Here is a 20,473-nt window from a genome sequence, read left to right on the forward strand (position 1 = left end):
ATCCCAATCTTAATCTGTTGTTCCCTCGTTTCAATATTATACCTTAAAATACTAATCCTAGAGCGATCGCATTTATTGATATAAAAGAAGCGATCGCAGTTCTTCAAAAATCTCAACCTTATTTTATGGGATAAAAAGCCGACTTACACCCATATAACTATTAATATTAAGCACAATCTCAATTAGACGCTCAACACAACGTTCTCGATATTCCGAATCATTGAGTAATCTATCGGCGTTTCCAATCGTAATCACAGGTAATGAATTAGGGGTATTTTCTTCACGCATTACTTGCTCTAAAGAATCCTTACCTTTCATACTGCGATTAGCTGTGAGCAAAATCATCTGATTTTCTTGAGCCAGTCGCCAAACAACTCTATCATCGCTATTAATAGGCAATTCCATTTGTGCAAAGGTGACAAAACGCATTGGAATAATATCAAGCCAACCTTGATTAGCAATAGAGCCAAAGAAAATCATGGCGTGTCCATTGAGATTATGATCTATCAAAAAAATCATGCTTTAGCCTCACGTTTTGCCTTAGCTGCTCGCAGTTTTTCCCATGCAGCTTCGGTTCCAGGTTGGGGAGGTTGCGCCGCAATTCTAGCAATCAGATCACGATTTTTTTCTTCATAATATAGTCGCAGTTCTTCAGCTTCTTTAAGAACGATTTGATACTCAGCTTCAACATCAGCGCGATTTGCCTCAATATAAGCTAAAGCTGCGTTAATTTGTGCCTCTGTTAAATCGAATAATCCCCTGATAAATTTAGGGGGATATTGAGCCGTCACATAGTCCATAATGTCGTAGATAGTAATGCGTGTACCCGCGATTGTCAGTCCTCTTTCTGTACGGATTACTTCTTCTAAAGAATTCTTACCTTTCATACTACGATTAGCAGTGAGGACGATCATTTTGTTTTTTTGAGCAAAGCGCCAAACTACAAGATCGCTGCTTTCAATAGATAGTTTCACTTGTTCAAACGTAATAAATTGAATTTCTATCAAATCAAGCCAACCTTCAGCGAGAATAGTCCCCCAAAGCCATGTTGCTTGACCTTCAATATTATGATCTATCAAAAAAATCATGTCCTAGACTCAATTTTGGCTTTCCAAGCATTTAGTTTAGCGCGTATTGCTTCTTGTTCAGGCTTTAAAGATATTGTGGCAATTTGAGTAAATCGTTCCCGGTTACGATTTTCCCAGTATTGATGAATTTCTTCTGCTTGTTGTAAAACAATTTGATATTCTGCTTCAACTTCATCACGATGAGCATCAATATAAGACATAGCTGCGTCAAACTGTCGATCGGTAATGTAAAATTTGTGCCGAATTAAATTGGGGGGATAGCCAGCATGAATGTAGTCCATTAACTGATAGAGTGTAATTCTAGTACCCGCGATTGTTAATCCTCTTTCTGTACGGATAATAGCTGTTTTATCGTTAGGTACGGTTGTCATACTGATAGTCTCCTAAAAGTTATTTTTATCAAGGACAGGTAAAGGAAGATTCAGGGTAAGACTCAGTAAAATCCAATCTTCCAATACCTCTTGCAATTCTTCTCGGCACGCTTCAAGAGTTTCAGCATTTGCATAGACTCCTTCACAGGTAGAAATCTCTCCATAAAAAGTTCCGTCATAACGATTTTATCTATTCTTAGATAACATTTTACTACATATTGAGCTAACCGCCAAACTACCCGATCATCACTAATGATTGGTAAGCCTATTTCACCTAAAACACCAATTTAGAGCGATCGCTTTTATTGATATAAAAAAAGCGATCGCTCTAAATTGTTATGACGGGTTATTGTTAAGAAACCCGGTTTCTATTTATTTATCCTTCTTGAACTGTTAATAATTCAACGGGTAAACGTTTAAATGCTAATCGTTCGTTTTCGATATCAACAAAAATGGTATCTCCATTCACAAATTCACTGCGAAGAATTGCCTTAGCAATGGGTGTTTCTAATTCCCGTTGAATTGCCCGTTTTAACGGACGTGCGCCATACACTGGATCATAACCCACTTCTGCTAAGAAATCTAAGGCAGAATCTGATAATTTTAATGCCATTTTCCGTTCAGCCAAACGTTTAGATAACCGTTCAACTTGCAGACTCACAATTTGTCGTAATTCCGATTTTTGTAAGGCATGGAAAATGATCATTTCATCAATGCGGTTGAGAAATTCTGGGCGGAAACTTGCCCGCATTGCGTCTAATACCCGACTCCGCATTTCTTCATATTGAGAATCAGAACCCGACACATCTAAAATATACTGTGATCCCACATTACTCGTCATGATAATAATGCTATTTTTGAAATCAACAGTATGACCTTGTGCGTCCGTTACCCGCCCATCATCGAGGATTTGCAACATAATATTAAACACATCGGGATGGGCTTTTTCGATTTCATCAAACAGAATTACAGCGTAAGGACGGCGACGAATGGCTTCTGTTAATTGCCCCCCTTCATCATATCCCACATACCCTGGAGGAGCGCCAATTAAACGGGAAACGGCGTGTTTTTCCATGTATTCTGACATATCAATTCGCACCATCGCTTCTTCGGTATCAAATAAATAGGAAGCTAAGGCTTTTGCTAACTCCGTTTTACCGACTCCTGTAGGCCCTAAAAAGATAAAACTGGCGACGGGACGGTTGGGGTCAGATAACCCGGCTCTTGAGCGTTGAATGGCATCGGCAACGGCGGTTACGGCTTCATTTTGACCGATAACTCGGTGGTGCAATTCATCTTCTAAATTCAGGAGTTTTTGCATTTCCGACTCAACTAACTTACTAATCGGAATTCCTGTCCATTTCGAGATAATTTCCGCAATATCAGCTTCGGTAACTTCCTCCCGCAATAGGGTTTTACCACTGGTTTGAGTCGCTTCTAATTGCGCTTCTGTAGCTTTAAGTTTTTTCTTGAGTTCTTCCATTTTGCCATATTTTAATTCCGCAGCCCGGTTTAAATCATAGTTACGTTCTGCTTGCTGAATTTCAATATTAACCCGATCAATTTCTTCTTTGATCGATTGAATATCGGTAATCACATTTTTCTCAGATTGCCATTGAGAACTCAGACTGCGTTGTTCTTCTTTTAAGGTTCCTAATTCCGTTTCTATCCGTTCCAAACGTTCTAAAGAAGCCGGATCGCTTTCTTTTTGCAACGATAATCGTTCCATTTCTAATTGCAAAATTCGCCGATCAATTTCATCGAGTTCTTCCGGTTTAGACGTGATTTCCATCTTTAATTTAGCCGCAGATTCATCAACTAAATCAATGGCTTTATCGGGTAAAAAGCGATCGCTAATATATCGAGTTGATAATACGGCCGCTGCTACTAACGCACTATCAGAAATTTTAACCCCATGATGCACTTCATAGCGTTCTTTTAATCCGCGTAAAATCGAGATAGTATCTTCAACGGTGGGTTGATCCACATAAACCTGTTGAAAACGGCGTTCTAAGGCGGGATCTTTTTCAATATATTTGCGATATTCATCTAGGGTTGTTGCTCCAATACAGCGCAATTCTCCCCGTGCTAACATGGGTTTTAAAAGGTTCCCAGCATCCATCGCCCCTTGGGTTGCACCTGCCCCTACAACAGTATGAATTTCATCAATAAACAGAATAATTGCGCCGTTAGAGTCGGTAACTTCTTTTAATACCGATTTGAGGCGTTCTTCAAATTCTCCTCGGAATTTTGCGCCAGCAATTAATGCCCCCATATCTAAGGCAATTAACCGTCTTTCTTGCAGAGATTGAGGTACATCTCCCGCAATAATTCGTTGGGCGAGTCCTTCGGCGATCGCTGTTTTTCCTACACCGGGTTCCCCAATTAATACGGGATTATTTTTTGTTCTCCGGCTTAAAATTTGCACCGTGCGCCGAATTTCATCATCTCGTCCAATCACCGGATCAAGTTTTCCTTGACGGGCGGCTTCGGTTAAATCTCGGCCATATTTTTCGAGAGCTTCATATTTGTTTTCGGGTGTTTGATCAGTCACTTTATTGTTTCCTCTAATTTGAGCAATAATTGATTTGAGTTTGGTTTCATCTAAGTGAAATTCTTGAAATAACGCCTTGCCAAAACGATCATCTTTAGGATAAGCTAAAAATAGATGTTCAACCGAAATAAACTCATCTTTGTATTCTTGACGATAAGTTTCGGCTCGATCTAAAAGGGTATCTAAACTTCGACCTAAATAAACATTAGAAATTGTTCCGGTTATTTTAGGTTGACGATTAATAAACCCATCGGTTCTTTCTCGGAATTGAGCAACAGATACTCCCGCCTTACTCAGGATATTTTTAGTTAATCCTTCTTGTTCTAGCAACGCTTTCATTAAGTGTTCAGTTTCAATTTGTTGCTGTTGGGATTGTTTAACAATATCAGGAGTTTTGGCTAGAGCTTCCCAGGTTTTTTCTGTAAATTTATTGGGGTCGGTCGGTTGCATTTTTATTGATCCTCCACGTTGATTAAAATGAATTGACTAACAATTACCAATATTAGCAACGCTCTAAGTTAGAGATTTCCTATAACACTTCCTTACTATACCGAACTCTATTAAGGTAGTTTATCTTATTTTCACGACTTTTTTAGTACGGTTCACCGAAAATCAAGGATTAATCTCTGAATTTGAAGGTCAAAGGGGAATCGATCTATAATAAAAACATCCTAAATCGTTAAGGAACTTTTGACCATGACACAAACTGTTAACCCTAGTTCCACAATTTCAGCAGAAAGTAACCCGACTTCATCGGAAGGCGAACCCACGTTATTAATTAATGAATTTTTAACAGAAATTCAATTAACTCCTCAAGAACAATGGCAAAATTTATTGCAAATTATGAGAACATTTCGACAAGCAACAACTCCTCAACCTCAACCTATTATTCTTACTCCCGATGAACAGCAACGTCAAGAACAAATTAAGAAAAATCAAGCGGTGATTGAACTATTAAGAAAGTGGAGAGAAGAAGATGATCAACAAGAACAAACAGAAACCTGGGAAATCCTTAGCAAAGCATTAGATTTTGAAAACACATCAATTTAAGGACTCTAAAAATGCGATTAATTGTCTTAGATACTGCACCATTAGGGATGATTTCTAACCCGAAAGCAACACCCTCAAATTTAGACTGTCAATTGTGGTTGGAAAACTTATTAGCTCAAGGCGAAAAAGTGATTTTACCTGAAATTGCGGATTATGAAGTTCGTCGAGAATTATTAAGAGCGAATAAACACGCCAGTATTAGGAAACTGGATCAATTAAAATCAATTTTAGAGTATAAACCGATTACAACGGAGGTGATGTTATTAGCATCTCAAATGTGGGCGGATGCGAGAAAAAGCGGAAAACCTACGGCTGATAATAAATCTTTAGATGCGGATGTGATTTTGGCAGCGCAAGCAAAATTAGAAGAATTAAAGGGAGATTCTGTGATTGTTGTGACTACCAATAAAAAGCATTTATCTGTTTTTGTTGAAGCAAGAGAATGGCATGAAATTGCACCCATTTCTTAAATATTGGTTGTTAATAATAGCTGAAAATAATAGCCAGCGAGGACGCTGGTACTGCTGTCAATAATAGCCAAAGACATTTTATTTTGACTAAAAACACTTTACCCCTTAACATGAACCGGAAGCCAAACACTAAAAATAGAACCTTTATCCATCTTACTTTCCACCGTAATCACGCCACCCAGAATTTGACATAAACGTTGACTAATTGCCAATCCTAATCCCGTTCCTCCAAATCGTTTTGTAGTAGACGCATCCGCTTGAATAAAGGGTTTAAAAATATGCTGTAATTGTTCGTCTGTCATCCCAATTCCGGTGTCTCGAACTCGAAAAACCAGATATTGAGAAGAGTTTCCAATTAATCCATACATCAATTCATCATCTTCTGGAATCGGGGGTTTTTCCTGAGTGCGTTCAACAATTAAATAAATCGTTCCTTTTTCCGTAAATTTGGAAGCATTGCTGAGTAAATTTAAAAGAATTTGTCGAACTTTAGGCATATCTGCATACATTGTTCCGATATTGGGTTTAGCCTTAACTTTCAAAACATTATTATTTTTTTCTGCTAAAGGTGTAGCTGTTGTGATCACATCTTCGATGAGTTTATCAACAGGAAAATTTTCTAAATAAAGGGTGACATGACCCGCTTCAATTTTAGAAATATCTAAAATATCGCTAATCATATCTCGCAGATGTTTTCCGGCGGTCTGAATTCGTTCTAGGTCAGGTAAAAAGCCCGTATATCCTAAATCTTCAGATTCTTCATGGAGCATTTCACTATAGCCAATAATCGCATTTAAAGGGGTGCGAAGTTCATGGCTCATATTGGCTAAAAACACACTTTTAGAACGGTTAGCTGCTTCCGCCACAATTTTCGCTTTCTGCAATTCTTCTGTATATTCAGCAACCCGTAGAATTAAATGATTTAAAGATTGAGTTAGCACCCCAATTTCATCAGAACTGGTTACGGGTGCTTGTAGGGCAAAATCAGATTCTTCACTCACCTGCTCTGCCACTTTAATCATTGTATCTAAAGGAATTGCAATCATTCCCCCAATACCAATGGCTAAGATTGTTGCTAATCCACCGGATATTACTAAAGTAATGATAATAATTCTATGGCCGAAAACTTCGATTTGTTCATAGTATTCGATGGCGGTTTCAGCACGTTTCCGAAATCTATTTTCGAGTTGAGTTGTTTCGGAATAGAGGGGATAAACTTGGGTAATTCCTGTACTGCGATTCAAATTGATCAGAGATTTTTGAACCGATTGCAAAATTTTAGGATTGAGGTTAGGTTTTTCTGTGGTTTGAATCAGTTTTTCAAACTGGGGGGCATAATTATTTAACCGTTCTTTATAACGTTGAGTTAAGTCTTGTAACCCTTGATAATCCTGTTGAATCTGATTATCTGTCGTTTCAGGAATATTTTGTAGCTGTTGAAGCTGATTATTCATCACAAAAATATTGGAACGCAGAGCCGAAACCCCCTGTTCAATTTTCTCTATATCCTGGCTATTGCTGAGGGATTGGACTAAGTTATCTTGATTGTGCTTCAACTGTAGAAGACTTTGGCTGAGTCCATCAAGAACCTTGGCTTTCTCCTGATCAATTTTTAATTGGGTTTGCAGAGGCTTTTTATAATAGGTTTCCGTTAAAAATGCTGAGGTGATACCTACAAGGACAACCCCGATTACTAACCCATAACCCCAGCCAATTTTTTGCCGAATGCTCAGACGATCAAACATAGGCAAGATAATGCTAGAGGAAATCTTACTTTTTGTTAAGTGCTTTTGAGATGAAATTAAAGACATCCGTGAGATCGCTCTTAGCCAGGAAGGTTTATATTATTATTGTATGCTAGTTGACATCTTCCAGGTTATCCTCAGCCAGGGTTGACCGAAAACAAACTTAACTTAACTGATTGAGGGGAGTGACACTTTACAGCCCAGGGCTGTTTCCTTCTCAAAATTTGCGATCGCTAAACCTTTGATCTGGGGCAAGTTTTAGACCCTATTTAAACAGAAAATATCAAAACTGTTGAAATCATTCTCCTTTTCTTTACAGAGAAAGGCTTTTAGAGTTTAGCGATGCCGCAAGGCGGCGGCTACGCCATCGCATTTTAGATCCGACTTTGAAACAGCCCTGGCTTTCTAAGGAACTTAATTCAGAAACTTAGTTATTAGTTGAACCACATACCATGCTTTAAACATTTTGTCAATCTAAATGTGACAGTTTTAAATCTGGTACACACTCAACTAATCCCCGGAATCTACGCATTTACACTTAAATCAAAAGTATAATTTTTGATACACACAATCTATTCAGGGTCATCGGTATTGTTAAAGTGTATCAGTTTCTCTAGAATCCAAGCTCAATTATAGGTTTCAATAAACCCATACATTTTATGTCTGCTTCAGATAATTTCGATGGGGTATTCCCAGAGGAACACCTAGATTTGAAAAGTTTTGTTCCTAAGTTTTGTGCGAAAAATTTTTTAGGAGTATTTCAAATTGTGCTTTCAACATCCAGTTTTAATCAAAACCGGAACTTTAAAACTCAGCCTATCATCTTATAGATTTGAGGTTTAGTCCAACAAGTAAAACAGCTAAAGCTGTCAAAATAACTCTCAGAATCAATCTCAGAATTGAAGAAGATTCGTCTGACTCAAAAACACTAGAGATCTAAGACAATAAGAAAATTTTTCAAAAAAGCTTTATTGAGCTAATCCCATTTTTTTTTACCAAAATTTTATCAAGGAAAATCAGGGTATGCTATCTGAAAATAATTCTTTTCAAACTCAAGCCATCGTTATTATTGATCCTCAAGTCGAAAACTACGAAACCTTACTGCAAGGGGTTGATCCAAATGCAGAAGTTGTTATCCTTGACCCAAATCAAGATGGAATTGAGCAAATTAGTTCCATTTTGTCTAACTATAAAAATATTGATTCCCTACAAATTATTGCTCACGGAAGTTCAGGAAGTCTACACTTAGGTAATACGGTTGTAGATAATAACACTTTTGATCACTATACCGAACAGTTCCAACAGTGGCAAACCGGATTAACTGAAAATGCCGATATTTTACTCTACGGATGCAATCTTGCTTCTGGAAGTTTAGGACAATCTTTCGTTACAAATTTATCTCAACTCACTCAAACAGATGTAGCCGCCTCCGAGAATTTAACAGGTGCGACTCAGTTCGGAGCAGATTGGAATTTAGAATATATAACTGGAACAATTGACACCCATTTAGCCATTCAAACTCAAACTTTATTGAACTATGATGGCGTATTACTGAAAACATTAGTCGATGAATCTTTTACAGACATTGACCTAACACCTCAACCTCCAGGAGGAAATTTACCTACAATTAATTGGCTGTATGGAAATAAGGATTATGGTTCAGCTACTGTTACTGATCCCCTGTTAAATAGCCAATTTTTCCCCTACTTAACAGCAAGAGGAACCAGAGCACCTGAAACCAATGGGATTCCCGGAATTCTTTCAGGTACGGCTGATACTGATGGTGAAGGAGCCTTAAGATTAACTCCAAACGAGAACAGTCAGTCGGGTTTTGTGATCTACAATGAGGAGATTCCTTCTATCTCTGGATTAACAATATTATTTGATTATTACTCTTATGGAGGAACTCCTGATGGAACAGATAATAGAGGAGATGGATTAAGCTTTTTCTTAATTGATGGTAGCGAGTCTCCAAGCAAGGCAGGAGCCTTCGGCGGTTCTTTGGGATATGCTCAAAATCGAGCTATTAACCCAGACGTTAACGGTAATATTGACCCCAACGGTACAGTTGGAACGACAACATACGGTATTAAAGGAGGTTATGTTGGAATTGGATTTGATGAGTATGGAAACTTTGCCACAGAAGCCAACAGCAATAATAAGATTATTCGTGTAGGAGCATCAAATCCAGATTTAAAAACCCCTGTTCCTGACTCAATTACAATTCGTGGAAAAGAAGAAATTATTGATCCTATCACCAAGGCACAAAATCTCAAAAATTCTTATCCCTGGATTAAGACCTATGACAAGAATGAATTACTAACGAAAACGGGTGTTACTAGCATTGATGCTCCTAATGACCTCTATTTAGATGTAAATAATAATCCAGTTACAGTTACAAGAGATACCGATGGTGTTAAAAGACAAGTAGGAATTCAACTGTCTCCTGATGGAATATTAAGCCTTTTCTTCGATAAGCCTACTATTCTTGATGAGGATGGAAATTGGGTTGGAAATGGGGTTGGAGATGCAGGTGAATATGTTTTCGATGATGTGAATATAAAAACAGAGAATGGAGACCTAGATTTACCTGATACCTTCAAGTTTGGTTTCGCTGCTGCTACAGGAGGTTCGGCGACAAATATTCATGAAATTTCAAACTTAAAAGTATTAACCCTCGGTTCTCCCCCTGTTGTTGATTTGGATTATGCCGATGTAACAACAATTCCAGCAGGCTATAATTACGAAAGAACGTTCACCGAAGGCGATACTCCAATTCTCATTGCTAGTTCTGATAATATTGTCCCTACGGTGAGTGATCCTGATGGGGATGATATTATCAGTCTTACCCTCCAAATTTCTGGTATTTTATCAGATGTAGATTCAGAATCTTTAACCATTGGAGGTATAAAGTTTCCCCTGAATCTAACTCAAACAGCAATAGTAGGCGCTACCAGTCTGACGGTTAAGTACGACTCTACCACAAAGCTAGTTACAATCACTAAGCCCGATGTCAATAACGTTTTAACTAATATGACAACGGCTGACTTACAGACTTTATTACGTGGTATTGCTTACGAGAATACTTCAGAAAATCCAACACCGGGCGATCGGGAAATTCGTGTAATTGCTAATGATGGTGTTAATGTTAGTAACACTGCTGTTAGTACGATTACGGTTGTACCCGTCAACGACATCCCCACCAGCAACCCTAATAACACCACCATCAACGAAGACCAACCCTACACCTTCAGTAGCACCGACTTCCCCTTCAGCGATGTCGATACGGGAGATACTCTGCAAACGGTCAAAATTACCGAACTTCCTGCTAACGGTCAACTGTTATACAACGGTAGCCCCGTCACCTTACCCCTCGGTGGATTAAATATTGCCGTAGCAGATATCGGTAAACTGAAATTCCAACCCGACCCCAACGAAAACGGCACTAACTATGCCAACTTTAAGTTCCAAGTCGGTGATGGTACAGACTTTAGTGGTGATAACACCTTCACCGTTAACGTTGAACCCACGCCGACTCCTACACCGACTCCCACACCAACGCCCACGCCGACTCCTACACTCACACCAACTCCCACTCCTACACTCACACCAACACCTAATCCAACACCGACACCAACACCGTTACCAACACCTTCACCAACACCTTCACCAGATAATATTTCTCCGGTGGCTGACAGCCTAAATGTTGCGGTTTTACCGAATAGTAAGATTCCAATCTCATTATCAGGAAGTGACTCCGATGGGACTATAGCTAGTTTTACGATTACCAGCTTACCGGATGTAGCCGATGGGGTATTGTTGCTTAATGGTCAACCTGTACAATTGAATCAGGTTTTAACGCCTGAAGAAGCGACTCAACTGCAATTCCAAGCCATAGGAACCTTTAATGGGGGTAGTTTTGGTTATACGGTCACGGATAATCAAGGAGCCACTGATTCCACTCCAGCAACAGTAACACTGATTCAGCCTACTGTGAATCAGCCTCCGATTGCAAATAATATTAATCTTACTTTAACTCCGAATAGTACCGTACCTGTTTCCTTATCGGGACAAGATCTTGATGGAACAGTAGCGACTATTACTATTACGAGCTTACCGGAGGGAACCGATGGGATATTGTTGCTCAATGGTCAACCTGTACAGTTGAATCAGGTTTTAACGGCTCAAGAAGCAGCGCAACTACAATTCCAAGCCATAGGAAGCTTTAATGGGGGTAGTTTTACTTACACCGTTACAGATAATCAAGATTTAAGTTCCCCCAGTGCTGGTGTTGTTAGCTTAATCGCGCCTGCGGTGAATCAACCCCCTGTGGCGAATAATCTCAACGTTTCTGTCACTCCTAATACTACTGTTCCTGTTAGCTTATCGGGGAGTGATCCCGATGGTACAGTAGCAAGTTTTACGATTACTAGCTTACCGGATATCGCTGATGGGGTGCTGCTCCTGGATGGTCAACCTGTAGCAAAAAATCAGGTTTTGACACCTGAACAAGCTTCTCGCCTACAATTTCAATCTACGGGTAGCTTTAATGGTAGTGGCTTTAGTTACACGGTCACGGATAATCAAGGTTTGACATCTACCGGAGCCGGAAATATTGGCTTGATTGAACCTCCCGTCAATCAACCTCCCATTCCCAATAACTTAAATACTCTCGTTGTTCCGAATAGCACCGTAAATCTACCGAGTCTATCGGGAACAGATGCCGATGGAACCGTCGCAAATTATACAATTACTGGTTTACCTGATCAGGTCGATGGGGTGTTATTACTGAATGAAAACCCTGTCACCCTGAATCAAATTGTTACACCCGAACAGGCTTCTCAACTCCAATTTCAAGCAACAAGCAACTTTGACGGAGGTAGCTTTAGTTACACTGCTACGGATGATCAGGGGACAGTTTCAGTACAAGCGGCAACGGTGGATTTAGTCCTGGTGGACGTTAACGAACCTCCTACCGCCAATAACCTGAACGTTCCCTTTTTGCCCAATAGTACCTCCTTTATTCCCCCATTATCGGGTACTGATCCTGATGGTACGATCGCTAATTTTACGATAACTCAACTCCCCGATCCTGCCGATGGTGTGCTGCTGTTGAATGGAAAACCTGTCGAACTCAATCAAATTCTCACACCCGAAGAAGCGGCGCAACTGCAATTTCAATCTACAGGTTCTTCAAATGAGGTTGTTTTTGCTTATAAAACCATTGATAACGAAGGATTAATTTCTCCGACAGCAGCAACGGTATCTTTAGTCCTCATTGAGGTGAATCTGCCTCCAGTTGCTACCGATTTAGATCTGCCTGTACAACCGGGTAGTACCGTCAACGTGCCTCCGCTTTCAGGAACAGATACGGATGGTACAATCACCAGTTTTACGATTACTGAACTCCCTGATCCGGCGGATGGGGTACTGCTCCTCAATGGTAAACCAGTAACACTCAATCAGGTTTTGACCCCAGAAGAAGCGGCGCAACTGCAATTTCAATCTACGGGTAACTTCGATGGCGGTGGCTTTAGTTTCACGGTCACGGATGATAAAGGCGCAACATCAGCCGGGACAACCGTAAACTTAAACTTTGAACCCATACCCAATCAGCCTCCCGTTGCTACCGATGAAAGTCTGGAAACCGCTCCTAATACCCCAATTACCTTTAATATTGCCGATCAGATCACTGACCCCGATGGCACGCTGAATTTAGCCACTGTGGATCTCGATCCCAATACTCCAGGCCTACAAAAAACGATTACTCTGGACAATCAAGGAACCTTTGAGGTTGATGATCAAGGTAATATTACCTTTACTCCAGTTCTAGGGTTTGCCGGAGTTGCCACCCTCAGTTATACCGTTGAGGATAACCAAGGTGCTACTTCAAATCCCGCTAACCTTGGGGTGACAATTCCCAATCAACCTCCTGTGGCGGAAAACCTTGACCTTTCAGAGGTTCTCAATACTTCTGATTCGGTGAAATTACCCAATTTGATCGCAACGGATTTAACCGGAAGTATCGTTAACTATAGTCTCACCAGCTTGCCTAATTCTGAACAAGGAACATTATTCTTAGGTCAAACCCCGATTACGGATCTGACTCAGGTAGAAGGACTCACCCCAGAACAAGCCCAAACCCTAACATTTACTCCCAATCCTAACTTTGCAGGTTCCTTTGTTCTTAATTATCTGGCAACGGACAATTTCGGCGCGACTTCTAATCCAGCAACCCTAACAATTTCTGTAGTCGCCGCACCCATTCAAACTCCAGTTCCAACACCGATTCCCACGCCGGAAGCCACACCCAGTCAAACTCCAGTTCCAACTCCAACACCAACTCCAACCCCAGAACCCACACCAACACCAACACCGATTCCAACCCCAGAACCCACACCACCACCGCCATCTGGGCAAAATTTCGAGTGTAATATCTGTCTACCTGCTCCAGAGTTACCGGATGTTGTATTCCCTGAAGCGCCAATACTGGGTTTAATTTCTCCCAACCCAACCACAAATATCCTGAACGGCACAGAGGATAATGATATTGCGATCGCAGATATTGCTGATCAAAGCATCTTTACCTTTGGTGGGGATGATTTGATTACAGCCTTTACAGGCAATGAAAACATCTACGCGGGTGAAGGGAATGATACCGTTGATGCTTTATCGGGTAATGATTGGATTGAAGGGGAACAAGGTGATGATCTACTGCGGGGTAGCTATGGCAATGATACCCTTCAGGGTCAAGAAGGAAATGATACCCTCTTAGCCGGAATTGATGATCCTGACGCTCCCCAAGATTTGGAAGGGCGAGATTGGCTGAGTGGGGGTCAGGGCGATGATTTTCTATCGAGTAATGAGAACAATGATACCCTGACAGCAGGAGATGGCAACGATATTGCGTATGGCGGTCAAAATGATGACCTAATTTTTGGAGATCACGGCAACGATACCCTCTATGGTGATCAGGGGAATGATACTTTAATCGGCAGTCCTACCGATGGTTCTGTGTTGGAAGCCCAGGAACAAGATGTCCTCTATGGCTACACAGAAGACGATTTACTCCAAGGCGGTGTCGGTAACGATACGGTTTATGGTGGCCCCGGCAATGATTTTGTGTTTGGGGGTCAAGGTGACGATCTTCTTCGGGGTGAATTAGGCACGGATACGATTTATGGAGATCAGGGTAATGACACCATATTTGCCGATAATCTCAGTATCGGTATTGATACCGATGATCTCAGTAACACCGGAGATGGGCCTGATGTGGTTTGGGCGGGAGCCGGAAATGATTGGATGTTTGGCAACCGCAACAACGACACCCTGATCGGCGGTGAGGGAGATGATATAGGATATGGCGGCGAACAGGATGATATGCTCTATGGAGATGCTGGAAATGATCTTCTGTTCGGCGATCAAGGTACTGATATTCTCTGCGGTGGCGACGGCGACGATACCCTCTATGGTAGTGTCGGAGGGAATAATAACCTTGGTAATAGTTCTGACCGAGATCAATTAAGTGGCGGTGCTGGGAATGACTTGATCTTGGCTAATGAGGGAGAAAATATACTCTGCGGTGGTGATGGCAATGATACTCTCTATAGTGGACAACAAAATGATACCTTGAGCGGTGGTGCCGGGGATGATTGGTTGTTTGGGGATCTCGGTGATGATTTAATCAGTGGAGGGACGGGTAGCGATCGCTTTGTTATGGCTGCTAATACAGGTTTTGACCAGATTATCGATTTCCAAGTCGGACAGGATCTCTTGGTTTTGGCTCAAGGTTTAACGTTTAATCAACTGAGCATCACCCAAGAGGGAACTTCTACCCTCATTCGTGTTGGAGATCAATCCCTAGCGCGTCTTGCGGGTGTACAGGCGGATTTAATTACTTCTAATACCTTTGAGGTCTTGGGTTAAGCTAGATCCGTAGCGTCTCAAGCCCTGTAATATCTGTGACTCGATCTCCTTATTCTCAAAAACAGCTTTTTTCATACCTGTTTGCGTTCATAACGAGCCTACTGCTATTGTTATGGACGCTCAGGGGTTTATCCCTTTTAGCGTTTATCCCAGGTTATGTGATTTGGATTTTACTAATCCTCTCTATTATGACGGGCGTTTTAAGTTCGGTGAGCCGCTAAGGTTAGCCTCTACACCCCACTATCACGCCTGTTTGTAGCCTTCACAAACATGGACGAGATCTTCCCCATTGCTGTAATATGGCATAAAGGGGAATAATCTCACAAAAAATTTTCAAATGTTGTTGTAGACCATTAAGGAGAGGACATGACCCAAGTTATTCTGGGTGAAAATGAACAGCTAGAGTCAGCCTTAAGACGTTTTAAACGTGAAGTTTCTAAGGCTGGGATTTTGGCGGATGTTAGAAAAAAACGTCACTTTGAAACCCCTCCAGAAAAGCGTAAGCGTAAAGCCATCGCTAACCAACGTCAAAGACGTGCTTTCCGCAAAAAGCGGATGTTTTAGTTTCAGGTGTTTCATGACCTAGAAGCTTGCTCTAAAATCTACCGCGCCACAACTCCCGCTTGAAGCCCAATGGACAAAGCTGGGAGTAACGTCGCGGATTTTGTTTTTTATGAAAATCTTGAATTTTAACGTTTCAATTCTGATTATTAAGTATGTGGAAGGCGATCAGAAATCATTGTTGCATAGTTCACTAATTTTTGCTGATCTTCTTGATTAAAACTTTTACTGTCTAAACGATTCAAAACCATTAAAGCACCCCAAAGTTGACCTCGGAAAAATAAAGGTATTGCTAAAGCAGTTTGAATTCCCCAGGCTTCTACATAATCTTGGCGAACTCGCAGATCTCCCTTAGTATTTTCAATTAAAATAGGACATGAACCTTTAAACACTATTCCCGGTAAACCAGATGTTGCTGCATCTCCTCGTTTTCCCACAACATCTGCTGCATATTTGCCAACGGCTGCCGCCGAATAAACTTGCTCACCAGAGGATTCTGCCAGCACAACAACAGCCGTTTCAGCTTGCAGTAATTCTTGAACTTGTTCAGCAATGGTTTGTAATGACAGAGGTTGATTCATTGCCTAGGATTGGGTTTTCATGGCATCTCCTACAATAACATTAAGTTGAGCACCAATCAACATAATTAAGGAACTAATTTGCAGCCAAAGTAACAAAACAACGAAAGCACCAATTGTGCCATAAGTAATATTAAAGTTGCCAAAATGGTAAACATACCAGCGAAATAAATTAGACACAAAAGCCCAAAGTACAGATGCTAAAATAGCTCCTGGCATTAAAGGGGTTCCGGGCTCTCGGTAACTGGGAGCATAACGATAAATAAAGGCATAATTCGTGGAAACAATACCTAATGTAATCGGCCATCGAAATTGTTTCCAGGTTTCTAATAAAGTTGATTGTAATAAACAAGTTTGTACCGGAGGTTTGCTCATACAAATTGCTAAATCCTCTAAAGCACAATTGCCAACGGTTTCAATCAAACAACTTTGACGAGCCATTCCTTCAACAATAAAATCACTAATTAAGACTAATGCCGATGCGGAAATTAATAAGAATAGTGTTCCCAATGCTAAGGCTAAGGCAATTAATTTATTTTTCCAAAACGGCCTAAGATTTTTATTTTCAACGCGATGAATATGATTTAATGCCGTCATTGCCGCACCAATAACACCCGAAAAAACCCACAGAGAAACCAGAAAACTAACCGAGAGTAAACCAGAACTCGGAGTTACGGATAATTGTTCAATTCCATTTCCAATTAAACTCTGTACCTCTTCCGGGACAATCTGACTCAGTAAAGTTGCCATTTGATAAAGTTCAGTTTGTATTAATTCAAACGAACTAATGGCAATTAATAAAGCCAATACAGCCGGAAATAAAGCCAGGGTCGCATGATAAGCCATTTCCGCCGCAAAACCCGGTAATCGTTGTTCTAGGGTAGCCTGAATCAGTTGTTTGAAGGTTTTGGGATTCAAATACAGAAAAAAACAGCAAAAACGCATTATTCGCCGATGAACCCTCTTAATCCCTCTGATCAAGATAGGAAACAAGGCGATCAATAAATTAGCGACGAGATCAGCACTGTGATCAATCAGTTTAACTAAATGGGTGTGAACAGAACAAGGTCGCCACTTGACCCATTTTAGATGTCGCCAGGACGGGAAAAAGCTGGCTATTACCATTGGTTTTAGGGAAGCATACTTGATTTATAATTTACTGGAATCTGAAACAATTATTCAAAAAAATAATGGGTTCAAGATTCGTTTAAAATCATTCTATAGCAATCAGCAGGTTAGTCTTTACAACAACTTCCGTGTCTTTGTGCCTTTGTGGTTAAATTAAAGCTTAACCCTTGCCTTGTCAAGATACCAGCGCGAATGCTATAGCTCTTAACATTATCCACTGTAAACAACCCCCACTGACTTGACCCCGCTTTAAATTTATTAAAGGGTTTCAGACGGGCGATATTATTAAAGCTGTTGTCACCCAAGGCAAGAAAATTGGAACCTATATTGGACGAGTTGCGGTTCGCTCAAGTGGAAGTTTTAATATCACCGCGAAAGGGGGAATTATTCAAGGAATTAGTTATAAATATTGCACAATAATTCACAGAAAGGATGGTTACTTGTATGCAACATAAACCCTACCCTCTGTTTCCTCTCACCACTGACCTGATTACAGGTTCAGTGGGAGTCTCCACAGAGGAAGAATGATGAAAGATACTCATTTACAGACGAAACCCCAATATTCTCCTTTTCATCAGTATTGGCTATTTAATCCAGAGGTAACTTTCCTCAATCATGGTGCTTTTGGTGCTTGTCCTAGTCCTGTATTAGAAGCTCAATATCGATTTCGACAACAACTTGAACAACAAACTTTCCATTTTTTTGTCCGAGAATATGAAACTTTGCTTGATGATGCTAGACAACAGTTAGCTGATTTTGTAGGGGCAAATTCTGAAGAATTGGTATTTGTTCCGAATGCAACAACGGGGATTAATACGGTTTTGCGATCGCTTACTTTTTCCGAACAGGATGAATTACTCACAACCAATCATGAATATAATGCCTGTCGCAATGTCTTGGATTTTGTCGCCTCTCGCACAGGAGCTAAAATTATTATAGCACATATTCCTTTTCCTGTAAATTCATCTCAACAAATTATTGAAGCTTTGATGGAAAAGGTTTCTTCTCGAACAAAATTAGTATTAATTGATCATATTACCAGCCAAACCGGGTTAATTTTTCCAATTCAAGAAATTATTAAAAAATTAACTAATTTAGGAATTGATACTTTAGTGGATGGTGCCCATGCACCCGGAATGTTAGCTTTAAATTTACAAGAAATTGCAGCAACCTACTATACTGGAAATTGCCATAAATGGTTATCTGCACCTAAAGGAGCCGCGTTTTTATCGGTACAACGGGATAAACAATCGTTGATTCGTCCGCTTACAATTAGTCATGGAGCCAATTCTCCCCGAAGCGATCGCTCTCGATTTTTCTTAGAATTTGACTGGACAGGAACCCCCGATCCCAGTGCTTATTTATCTATTCCTGAAGCAATTAAATTTATGGGTTCTCTTTTACCGGGAGGATGGTCAGAATTAATCAAAACTAATCATAATTTAGCGGTAAATTCCAGAAAATTATTATCAGAAAAAATAGGGATAACTTTACCCTGTCCTGATGATATGATTGGTTCAATGGCGGTTTTACCTCTGGGGAAAAGATGGAAAAATTATTCTGATTTGAATCAAAAACTTTGGCAAGAATATCAGATTGAGGTGCCAATTATGCCTTGGGAGGATGAGAATCAATCTTTGATGAGAATTTCTGCCCAAATTTATAATAATATATCTCAATATGAATATTTAGCAGAGGTTTTATTGGAGTTGTTAATTAATTTATGATTGATTAGACTTCAAGAGGGTTTCAGTGGCGTTTCCTCTTGAAAAACCTAAATCTTGACGATAATTTACCTTTTCTGTTCTAATTTTCGTTGCTACTTAACTTTTACTTTCCCAGAAGTGACCCAATAAGAATAGGCTAACTTCATAAAATATTTATCGTAAAAATGCTGTAAAAAATATGAGAAAGTAATCAAAATTGGAATTGCCAAAAGGGTTGATATTGATATCATAATATAAAAATTATTAATTTCTAGTGTTTGTTGAAGTAGATTCTCCATGACAAACCAGAGTGGACGATGAAACAGAAACATACAATATGAAGAATAAGAAATGACTTGAATTAATTTTAATAATGAGTTTTTGATGGGTATCAAACTACTGATTTGATAAACCAACAAAACAAATAATAATTCAAGAATAGTAATTAAAATATAGCTATAGACTAAATTAATCTCCATCAATCCATATTTTATTTCTACAAAAAAAGCAATCAAAAATATAAATAAAAATAAAATAGGATTTATTGGACTTATTTTCCGCCAAAATTGTTGTTCAAAGAAATTATTTTCTGCACAGAATATCCCAAATATAAAAATCCAGTAATATAGAATAAGTCTCAAATCCGTTACTCCAAAAACAACCGATAATCCTCCTAAAACAATAGGAAAGAGAATGATAATAAAGATTCTATAAATGGGGATAATATTCCTAAAGTTTATAACGATAAATAAGCAGTAATAAATTAGAATTAAGCCGATAAACCATAAAGTTTTTATGGGCTGAAAGTTGGAAGAAGAAAATAATAATTGTAATCCTAAGATATGAATTGCTATTTTGAGGGGTGAAAAAATTTTATCCATGTAAATGAAAGTAATTAATGCTAAATAATAAAGGGGGAAAATTCTGAGAAATTTTTTATATAAAAACTTCAAAGCAGAATTTAGATCTTTAAAGCGTTCTCTTTTTAGATTTATTAAATAACCGGAAACAAATGTAAATAATCCCAAACCCAAATATCTATTCAATTCATTGAGATAAAATAATAAATTAACATTAATCCCAATAAAATTTGAATTGTAAAAATAACTCAAATATTCCAGGAAATGATGGACAAGTATGATAAAAATTGCTAAACATCTGAGTAAATCAAAAACAATTAATCGATTATTCATAATTTTAGAGAAGCAGATCGGAAATTATCTCTAAATTAGCCTAAAGGAAAATATAGGCGATCGCATCTTCCCAGAAACCTAGTTTTTCCGGCATCATCGAACC

At 39.4% G+C, this 20,473-nt stretch carries 13 protein-coding genes and 1 pseudogene; 5 read left to right on the plus strand and 9 right to left on the minus strand.

What is annotated here, in order from left to right; translation table 11 throughout:
* Positions 1-123: 123 nt before the first annotated feature.
* The 5 genes and pseudogenes from PL8927_RS15485 to clpB form a co-directional block, all read right to left on the minus strand.
* On the minus strand, positions 124-519 hold the full coding sequence (locus PL8927_RS15485; protein WP_083623137.1) for an ACP S-malonyltransferase: 396 nt from the start codon (positions 517-519) through the stop codon (positions 124-126).
* Entirely contained in the window at positions 516-1,088 is a 573-nt protein-coding gene (locus tag PL8927_RS28995) for a DUF433 domain-containing protein (protein WP_331281833.1), read from the minus strand. Before PL8927_RS28995 ends, PL8927_RS15485 begins: the two co-directional genes overlap by 4 nt.
* Positions 1,085-1,459 carry a DUF433 domain-containing protein gene (locus tag PL8927_RS15495; protein WP_083623139.1) on the minus strand — a complete coding sequence of 125 codons (375 nt, stop codon included), beginning with the start codon at positions 1,457-1,459 and terminating at the stop codon, positions 1,085-1,087. Before PL8927_RS15495 ends, PL8927_RS28995 begins: the two co-directional genes overlap by 4 nt.
* Positions 1,460-1,471: 12 nt before the next feature.
* A pseudogene (locus tag PL8927_RS29000) lies at positions 1,472-1,624 on the minus strand (type II toxin-antitoxin system HicB family antitoxin); the annotation flags it as partial.
* Positions 1,625-1,835: 211 nt separating this feature from the next.
* Positions 1,836-4,463, minus strand: coding sequence for an ATP-dependent chaperone ClpB (gene clpB / locus PL8927_RS15500; protein ID WP_083623141.1), 2,628 nt, complete (start codon positions 4,461-4,463; stop codon positions 1,836-1,838).
* A 246-nt stretch (positions 4,464-4,709) separates the two neighbouring features.
* Here clpB and PL8927_RS15505 point away from each other — a divergent pair, with 246 nt between their 5' ends.
* On the plus strand, positions 4,710-5,063 hold the full coding sequence (locus tag PL8927_RS15505) for a hypothetical protein (protein ID WP_083623143.1): 354 nt from the start codon (positions 4,710-4,712) through the stop codon (positions 5,061-5,063).
* Positions 5,064-5,074: 11 nt separating this feature from the next.
* Positions 5,075-5,533 (plus strand): PIN domain-containing protein, encoded by a 459-nt coding sequence (locus PL8927_RS15510; protein ID WP_083623145.1) that lies wholly within the window; start codon positions 5,075-5,077, stop codon positions 5,531-5,533.
* 98 nt (positions 5,534-5,631) lie between these two features.
* Here the strand turns inward: PL8927_RS15510 and PL8927_RS15515 are convergent, their stop codons facing one another.
* Positions 5,632-7,278, minus strand: a complete 1,647-nt coding sequence (locus tag PL8927_RS15515) for a sensor histidine kinase (protein ID WP_231506032.1) — start codon at positions 7,276-7,278, stop codon at positions 5,632-5,634.
* A 1,023-nt stretch (positions 7,279-8,301) separates the two neighbouring features.
* Here PL8927_RS15515 and PL8927_RS15520 point away from each other — a divergent pair.
* Entirely contained in the window at positions 8,302-15,204 is a 6,903-nt protein-coding gene (locus PL8927_RS15520; protein WP_083623149.1) for a DUF4347 domain-containing protein, read from the plus strand.
* 366 nt (positions 15,205-15,570) lie between these two features.
* On the plus strand, positions 15,571-15,768 hold the full coding sequence (gene rpsU / locus PL8927_RS15525; protein WP_006616180.1) for a 30S ribosomal protein S21: 198 nt from the start codon (positions 15,571-15,573) through the stop codon (positions 15,766-15,768).
* A gap of 146 nt (positions 15,769-15,914) precedes the next feature.
* On the opposite strand, the gene PL8927_RS15530 is transcribed toward rpsU, so the two are convergent.
* Together PL8927_RS15530 and PL8927_RS15535 are read right to left on the minus strand one after the other, a co-directional pair.
* Positions 15,915-16,346 (minus strand): GAF domain-containing protein, encoded by a 432-nt coding sequence (locus tag PL8927_RS15530; protein ID WP_083623153.1) that lies wholly within the window; start codon positions 16,344-16,346, stop codon positions 15,915-15,917.
* Between the two features lie 3 nt (positions 16,347-16,349).
* Positions 16,350-17,468, minus strand: a complete 1,119-nt coding sequence (locus PL8927_RS15535; protein ID WP_083623155.1) for a YihY/virulence factor BrkB family protein — start codon at positions 17,466-17,468, stop codon at positions 16,350-16,352.
* A 530-nt stretch (positions 17,469-17,998) separates the two neighbouring features.
* On the opposite strand from PL8927_RS15535, the gene PL8927_RS15540 reads away from it, so the two are divergent.
* The gene (locus PL8927_RS15540; protein WP_083623157.1) at positions 17,999-19,198 is read left to right on the plus strand and encodes an aminotransferase class V-fold PLP-dependent enzyme; all 1,200 of its coding nucleotides are present in this window, start codon (positions 17,999-18,001) and stop codon (positions 19,196-19,198) included.
* 92 nt (positions 19,199-19,290) lie between these two features.
* Here the strand turns inward: PL8927_RS15540 and PL8927_RS15545 are convergent, their stop codons facing one another.
* Entirely contained in the window at positions 19,291-20,370 is a 1,080-nt protein-coding gene (locus PL8927_RS15545; protein WP_083623159.1) for an acyltransferase family protein, read from the minus strand.
* Between the last annotated feature and the right edge of the window lie 103 nt (positions 20,371-20,473).

The organism is Planktothrix serta PCC 8927 (genome assembly GCF_900010725.2).
In the GTDB taxonomy this organism is placed as follows: domain Bacteria; phylum Cyanobacteriota; class Cyanobacteriia; order Cyanobacteriales; family Microcoleaceae; genus Planktothrix; species Planktothrix serta.

Coding starts and splice junctions, on each gene's coding strand:
- PL8927_RS15485 (WP_083623137.1), bottom strand. CDS start 519: ATGATTTTTTTGATAGATCATAATCTCAATGGACACGCCATGATTTTC.
- PL8927_RS28995 (WP_331281833.1), bottom strand. CDS start 1,088: ATGATTTTTTTGATAGATCATAATATTGAAGGTCAAGCAACATGGCTT.
- PL8927_RS15495 (WP_083623139.1), bottom strand. CDS start 1,459: ATGACAACCGTACCTAACGATAAAACAGCTATTATCCGTACAGAAAGA.
- clpB (WP_083623141.1), bottom strand. CDS start 4,463: ATGCAACCGACCGACCCCAATAAATTTACAGAAAAAACCTGGGAAGCT.
- PL8927_RS15505 (WP_083623143.1), top strand. CDS start 4,710: ATGACACAAACTGTTAACCCTAGTTCCACAATTTCAGCAGAAAGTAAC.
- PL8927_RS15510 (WP_083623145.1), top strand. CDS start 5,075: ATGCGATTAATTGTCTTAGATACTGCACCATTAGGGATGATTTCTAAC.
- PL8927_RS15515 (WP_231506032.1), bottom strand. CDS start 7,278: ATGTTTGATCGTCTGAGCATTCGGCAAAAAATTGGCTGGGGTTATGGG.
- PL8927_RS15520 (WP_083623149.1), top strand. CDS start 8,302: ATGCTATCTGAAAATAATTCTTTTCAAACTCAAGCCATCGTTATTATT.
- rpsU (WP_006616180.1), top strand. CDS start 15,571: ATGACCCAAGTTATTCTGGGTGAAAATGAACAGCTAGAGTCAGCCTTA.
- PL8927_RS15530 (WP_083623153.1), bottom strand. CDS start 16,346: ATGAATCAACCTCTGTCATTACAAACCATTGCTGAACAAGTTCAAGAA.
- PL8927_RS15535 (WP_083623155.1), bottom strand. CDS start 17,468: ATGGTAATAGCCAGCTTTTTCCCGTCCTGGCGACATCTAAAATGGGTC.
- PL8927_RS15540 (WP_083623157.1), top strand. CDS start 17,999: ATGAAAGATACTCATTTACAGACGAAACCCCAATATTCTCCTTTTCAT.
- PL8927_RS15545 (WP_083623159.1), bottom strand. CDS start 20,370: ATGAATAATCGATTAATTGTTTTTGATTTACTCAGATGTTTAGCAATT.